Source organism: Pseudomonas sp. P5_A12 (genome assembly GCF_056400685.1).
The window spans coordinates 1-6726 of record NZ_JBFUKU010000286.1; the positions used below are offsets into that span (position 1 = coordinate 1).

The window sequence follows — 6726 nt, forward strand, 5'->3', positions numbered from 1 at the left end:
GCGCAATACAGTGTTGGCGATTCAGCAGATCATCATGCTGGCGGAATTGGCGGTGAATCGGGCGTTGGATAACGTCGATCCGCAAGCGTAGGCGGGTACCGTTCGTTCCTCTGTTCTGCGGCGCTAAAACCCGCTAAACCTTCGGGGGAGCCTCCCCCGAAGATTAGGGCAGTGTGTGTATCACGCTCTTTCTGTATTGGTTTGCCAACAACTCGACCCACTGGTTCCTTTCATAATGCAAACCGTCAATGCAGCTGACTTCAGTGATTTCCATTGCTGTGCCACATAAGAAGGCACCATCAAAATGGCCCAATTCCGAACTCGAAATGTCCCTCTGTATCACTTGCAGATCCATCACCGGGCACAGCTCATCGATGATGACGCGGCGAGTGATACCCGCCAGTGCCATTTCGGTCGTCGGTGTAATGAGTTGGCTGCCCTTCACAAAAAAGATATTGGAACCACTGGACTCGCAGACCGTATCGTTGGTCGAGAGAAACAGCACGTCGTCAAATGCCTCATCTTTATCATGGAAGCTCAAAAAACTGATCGCATAGGTGGACGAGGTTTTGGCTTGATACGGATGGCAATCGGCGGGCGCGCGTCTCCAACTGGCGGTCGTGAGCCTGTAAGGTGTGGTCGCTGCCTTCGGAGCAAATGGCTGGACGAATATCGCCACTTTGCTGCGGCAACCTCGCCCCATGAAACTGACGTCGGCTTCGTCATAAAACACGATGATTTTAATGTACGCGTCTTGCAGCTCGTTGCGCTTGAGTAGTTCATTGCACGCCTCAGTCAGCGTTGCGTTGGTGTAATGCAGGGCATGTTTGAACAAGCGGGCTGACTGTTGTAACCGTTGTAAGTGCTCCTCGCACTTGAAAACCTTGCCGCCATAACTGCGCATGCCTTCGTAGACTGAGGAGGCATAGGACAGCGAGTGTGTGACGGGTGACAAGTTAATCTGATCAAGATGGAGGTATACGCCGTCCAGCCAAGCGAGAGCCGTGGTCATAATCTATTTCCTGATTGATGTTCTTATGATGTTTACAGCGAAGTGAGACGTTAATTTTTTATGATTTCTCGCGCGGTCAGTGCGTTGTAGAACTCGCCCTTGATCAACCCTTCACCTTCATAGCTATTKGGGCGTCCACCTTGACGTTCGAGTTCCTTGATGATGGATTCGTAGTCGTCCACGGGGACGATCCTGAAGTCCATACTGACTCGCGTCATGTTTTCCATGTTCTCTGCGGTCCCGTGCAGAATCCGGGGGTCAAACATCAAGCATTGACCGTAACGAAGGTTGGTCGGCATGGCGTCGGTGCGCAGATCGGCCATCAGTTGGGGACGTTGCTTTGCATAGTCAAAAAAGGCGACCCGACTTTCTTTGTATTCGTCATAGGTATAACCCTGCTCTTGCGCAAAGGCTTTAAGAGTGTTGATGCTGGCAGTTCTGGAGCAAACGCTGAGCGCGCCGGTATTTTTCACGTCACAAAATGGCAGCCACATGTTGATCTGTTGAAAATAATCGCCCAGCAGCGTGTCCGAGTGATGGGTGAAAAGTTCGCCATCCGGCAACCTGTATCGATCATCCAGTTTGGCGGGGATGTGATAGCGGACCAATGGGTTGTGTTCGAATACGAAATCAAAATCCAGATGGTCGCTGAGCCAATGAACAAACTTGTAATACGCCTCGATCATCGGCGCCCCGAGTGTTTGCAGAGGGTCATGCCAATGGCCGGAGTCTTCCAGATGATTGCTGATTTGTTCCTGGCTCAGGCATTCATGTATTTTGTTCAGTGCAAAGTCGGTTTTGAGGTTGTAGCGACTGGCCAAGGTCTTTTGAAGTGTCCCTGCCAAGTCGAAGTCCGACGTTGGGTAATCCATGATAGAGATGCCGTTCTCTATCCTATGAACACTGTAAAGCTGTTTGTTGATATCGAAAAAAGACATTTTAAACTCCTTGTTAGCTGTCTCTCGTACTTGAAAACTCATGCATTTGATGCGGGTTGTTCGTTCGGACCGGAATCAGCCAGCTCTCCRGGTCCACCACCCGGTTGGCGCCCATCCGTATCTTTATATCGATTGCTCCCCGCCCTAGGCAGTTGTTCTTGAAACCCAGTGATTCTGCCACTTTGTACAGTTGGTAATAATCGCTGACGTACAGGTTCAGCCCCGCCGGAACCTGGCTTCGATCTTGACCCTGAACCAGTTGCGAGAAAACCCCGCGTTGTTCATCGGCGTAACTGAGCGAGCCATAGACCGGTGCATGGGTCGTTTTGTCGTAGTTCATTTTGATGTAGTACTTTGAACCTTCCGTCGACCGTGCCAGTGCCTGCATTGCCTCGAGCGAATAGAGGTTTTTGACGTGCTGGTATTTATCCACATTGAAGGATTGAAGAAGTGAGAACGCCACCAACACCTCGCTGTTCTCGGACAATTCACCAAGACGGTATACCTGCGTATGACAGAGGTCCTCGGCCCGGCGCGTCAGGCGCATCATTTCTTTGTAGTGTTTCCTACCCATCGAAGTGAGCAAGCACTCATCCAGGGTTCCCTCAACCTGGAGGTAGGCGACTTGCATGAAGGGCACAGGGATGATTTCTAGTTCGTATTGCTGCCGTATCGAATCTGTCGACTTCTCCATGGAGGGCACTAACAGCCAGTCGGCTGTGTGTGCCTCTTGTGCAAGCGTGTTCAGATAGTGCGGATCGGGGCGTTCGGAAACGGGTAGATAAAAAAAGCCCGGGGCTACATAAGCCTGTTCCTCATGCAGGGCGCTATGCTGAACCACCGTTCCTTTGAGTGTTGCTTCCCAATGGGCTATTCCACACAAGGGTAGTTGTGGGCGGGAGACACCATAGCTGATACAAAACGCATCTCGTTGCGCGTGCAATTCCATGTTTACGATCCTTGTATAGCCACTCGTAAGGATTTATTCGGGGCTTTTTATGCCGTTTTTTCAACCAGCCGTTTTTCGTGATTGAAATTGAAGTTTCTGTTGCCGAGTGCGGAAAGCTCGGGATTGTGAGTAATGATGAAAAACAACGTATTGGGCAGAGCAGAAATGAGCTTTTGAATCAACTGAACCTCATCCGCTCTGTTCAACTCTGAAGTCGCTTCATCGAGGATGACGATCGCCGGGGTATTGAGGGTCAGATCAAGCAATGCCAGTCGTTGTAGTTCTGACTTGCTCAGGTTTACTTCACCATTCCAGGGGACGTGTTGGTTAAAGCCATCCTGCAATTGCTCGACAATATCCGAGAGCCCGAGATAGGCCGCGCCTTGATTGAGTTCTTCCAGTGACGGGTTGTTAAAGTGCTGCGCCAGCGAACCCGGTTTAAACACGGGGTTGGAGGTCAGTAGCTGGACTTCTTCCGCATGCTGGCGTGCTAGGTACCCATCGGTGCCGCCTAGCGTGGATATCTGCCCTTGGCTTGGGAACAAACTGCCCACTACCAGGTTGGCAAACGTGGATTTTCCGACGCCACTGGCACCCATGATCACAACGACTTCATTCTCATGGAACGATTGGTCGAAGTGTTCGAGCACCGTTGAGCCGCTGTTCGGGTTAATGAACGTGACATCGGAAAAGGACACCAGCGGGGCATTCGAACCGACCTTTGTCTGCACCGGCGAAGGTCGAGGCTGAAAGCTGGCAACCACCAGGCGATCAGCACTGTCCAGGACTTGCCGGAGTTCAACGAGACATCTGCCGAGTCGTGCAAAAATCGCAATCAGGCTGTAGGAGAGACTGATCGCCAAAACGTTCACCATGCTGACCGTGCCCGTTGCATGGAAGTAAATCGTTGACGCAACGATGCATGACAGGAAAAAAACGCCGATCAAATCCAGCTTGTAGCTATACCAGCGACGCGTTGCTRCATTGTCCAGCGAGGCGAATGCCCGAGTAGTCACGCTGGGTGACAACCAATCCAGAATCATCGAATTGTCGTGTGCATTATCAAATCGACCACCTGACCAATTCAGTACCTGAACACGTGCAAACAAGGTGGATGTGGCGTCGATTTCCCTGGTATTGAATCGCCGGAGTAACTCGCCGGAGTTTCTTGCGCCATACCAGTAGCAAAGCCCGATAACAACGAACGGCAGCAATACATAGAGGTTGTTCAGCATGACGTAGCCGATTGTTATCAACAGCAAGGTTACGGCGCCAACCGTTTCCAGCAACAACACCGGCAGAACCTCATCGACGCGACGCTGATCCCAGGTCAGCTTGTTCTGACTGTCACGATTAACCTCTTGAGCCAGGGTGTGGTCCAGGCCTGGATTCATCAAATTAGCGAAGTAATGAATGCATTGGGTTGAGGCTGCATCAATACTTTTCCTGACGGTAATCAGCGCCCCGAAAATCGACAGGACCGCACTCACCACTAAAACACTGACCAGCCCGATCAAGGACAGCTGCAAGTGTGTCGTGAGATAACCGCTGGCAATAATGTAATCGCCCGCAATGGTAAACACTTCTTTAAGGGCGAATAGCGCGAAGGCTATCAACGAGATTTTCCACAGGCCGAAATCCAGCAGGCTTCTTGTGATTGACCTTGAGCGTGTCGTTGCAGTTTTTGACCGCTCGGGTACAGAGAGAGGCTCTGCTTCGTCTGCCGGAACAACCGGGGTGAGGTTCTCGGAGCGGGTGCCAACAGGGTGTGAATGCGCTGCAAGTTGATTGGTTTGCACGTGCGCAATGTTGCCGCCCGCCACTGTCCAGACTTCTTGCGCGGCCGCTTTCTCTTCCTGTTTGTCCGTGACAAAAATGACGTTGGTATCGCGCCATGGACCTTGCAGAAGTGAAACAAGCAGGCCCGCCGCGAGGCTTTCGTCCAGACCCGAAGTGGGTTGGTCAATGAAGATCCACTGCGGCTGTGCGACCAAGGCTCTGGCCAACTCAAGACGCTTTCCCTGGCCTCTGGAAACGTCCCAGTTGCCCTCTGCGCCATGGGTGAGCTCATTCAGGTAATCAACGTAAAAGTGCTCGGGTAAGCGAGACAGAGCGAAGGCGCGGCAGGCCTCGTCGTCTGAAAAGTCTCTGCGGTAAAGACTCAGGTTCTCGCGAAGCCCGCCTGCAAACATCCACGGCTCGTCTGGAATGAAGATTGCTCGGCCGTCAGTGTCGTCAAGACATTGCGCTCGGTTTCGTAGCACCGAGGTCTTGCCGCTGCTCGCGGTCCCGATAATCGCAATATGTTTAGCTTGGGTGGTCGGTAGCTGTACCGGTTCAAGGTGGGACGAATCAGCGTGATTGGCACGAAGGAAATACTCGATGTTTTTGTGCCCGACAAATCCTTGAGAGATGCTTTGCACAATATCCGGAATGTTATTGGCGACGGATCTCAAGCCGCCAATCAATGCCATGGCCGCCAACACTCCAGGTGCATCGACGTGACCCAGATAGACTAGCTGCAACAGTGCCGCACTGAGCAGCGCCGCAATGGGCGTCATCGTCGAGATCAAACTGATCGCCGCCACCAGGCGGGCCGCTTTTTTCAGCGACGCTGCTTCGGGGTTTCGTTTGTCGGCGTAGTCGCTTATCAGTTTGGCATTCCAGTTCTTAAGCCAGGCCTGGCGTCGGTTTTTTGTAGCGAACACTCCTATCTCAATGCGTTGCGTGGCGTTCAGTGATAGTTGTGCATAGGTCATGCTCAGTCGTTGAGCCACCCAGAACACGACCAGTGAACTGACGACAATGACCGCCAACGCGGCCAAGGCACTGACGCCTAGGGCAAAGAAGAAGAATGTTGAGGTAAAGATGACCGTGGCGAGTGCCAGCGAGATTGTTATAAGTCCCGACCATGAAGATTCGACACGTGCCGCTTCGCGGTCAAACAGCGTGGTGAGGCTGAGTGGAGACGAGCCACCCAGCGAACTGTTCTTTTTGAGCAGAAGGCGTTGTTCCACATAAGAGCGACCGCCGACACCCACCAGTTCAGCCAAAAAAAACGAGTGGTTGAGCGCCAGCCAGGCGCAGTAGGTCAGCGCCATGCAGGTGGCCCCGAGTGCGATGTTCGACATGACCACCGAGTCGTCTTGTATGAGCTGCGCCAGTAACGATTTGAGGGTAATGGCGGCGCCAAATGCCGCCGCGGTATGTACACCGATGGCTACAAACGCCAACACGATATCTTGTCTGAGGGCTGCAAAAATCCTGAGGTGAAGCCTGTCCTTCCCGTTTTCTTTCCCTGCATCCTGTATCGCAGCGCCACGCCAGCGCTGCCAGCGGGACGCGTGAACGGAACGTGCGCCTCGATGGCGTCCAGGTTCAGGGATCTGAAACCATAAAATTGTGTTCAGGACTTCTGCAATCTTCATGGGGTCAGTTGTATGCCGGCTTGGTTGGAGGTGTTGTATCCATTGCACGATGCGAGTAGTCAGCGCAGGCAATGTCGGCAAACCGGTCGCAAAGCAGAGTGATCATGTTCCAGCCTTCGCTCAGGGTTTCACGCAGCTCTTCGATTTCCTTGGGTGATGCCTGATTCAGCAGTTCTATGCCCATACTGACGTGGCTGCCATCATCTTCACCGTGCTCTTGGAAGTGCGGCATGCTGGTAAACACGCGGGCCGCCTCGCTATGGAAAATCTCGCCGCTGCCTTCCAGCACGATGTGCGTCAGCAATGTCTTGACCATGTCGTTCTTGTAGAGCATTTGATGCCTGAACCATTCCATGGTTGACAGGAATGCCGCGTCCCCTATGGGCGAGTGAGTGGCAT

Annotated in this window: 4 protein-coding genes and 2 pseudogenes; 1 reads left to right on the plus strand and 5 read right to left on the minus strand. The window is 52.7% G+C overall.

What is annotated here, in order from left to right:
• A pseudogene (locus tag AC1DSG_RS25525) lies at positions 1 to 91 on the plus strand (DUF6124 family protein); the annotation flags it as partial.
• 72 nt (positions 92 to 163) lie between these two features.
• Here AC1DSG_RS25525 and AC1DSG_RS25530 read toward each other — a convergent pair.
• The 5 genes and pseudogenes from AC1DSG_RS25530 to AC1DSG_RS25550 all read right to left on the minus strand — a co-directional run.
• Positions 164 to 1012 carry an aminotransferase class IV gene (locus tag AC1DSG_RS25530; RefSeq protein WP_477793368.1) on the minus strand — a complete coding sequence of 283 codons (849 nt, stop codon included), beginning with the start codon at positions 1010 to 1012 and terminating at the stop codon, positions 164 to 166.
• 50 nt (positions 1013 to 1062) lie between these two features.
• The gene (locus AC1DSG_RS25535) at positions 1063 to 1950 is read right to left on the minus strand and encodes a phytanoyl-CoA dioxygenase family protein (RefSeq protein WP_477793369.1); all 888 of its coding nucleotides are present in this window, start codon (positions 1948 to 1950) and stop codon (positions 1063 to 1065) included.
• A 13-nt stretch (positions 1951 to 1963) separates the two neighbouring features.
• On the minus strand, positions 1964 to 2899 hold the full coding sequence (locus AC1DSG_RS25540) for a hypothetical protein (RefSeq protein ID WP_477793370.1): 936 nt from the start codon (positions 2897 to 2899) through the stop codon (positions 1964 to 1966).
• Positions 2900 to 2946: 47 nt separating this feature from the next.
• Positions 2947 to 6327, minus strand: coding sequence for an ATP-binding cassette domain-containing protein (locus AC1DSG_RS25545; RefSeq protein ID WP_477793371.1), 3381 nt, complete (start codon positions 6325 to 6327; stop codon positions 2947 to 2949).
• Positions 6328 to 6331: 4 nt separating this feature from the next.
• Positions 6332 to 6726: pseudogene (locus AC1DSG_RS25550) on the minus strand (cupin); the annotation flags it as partial.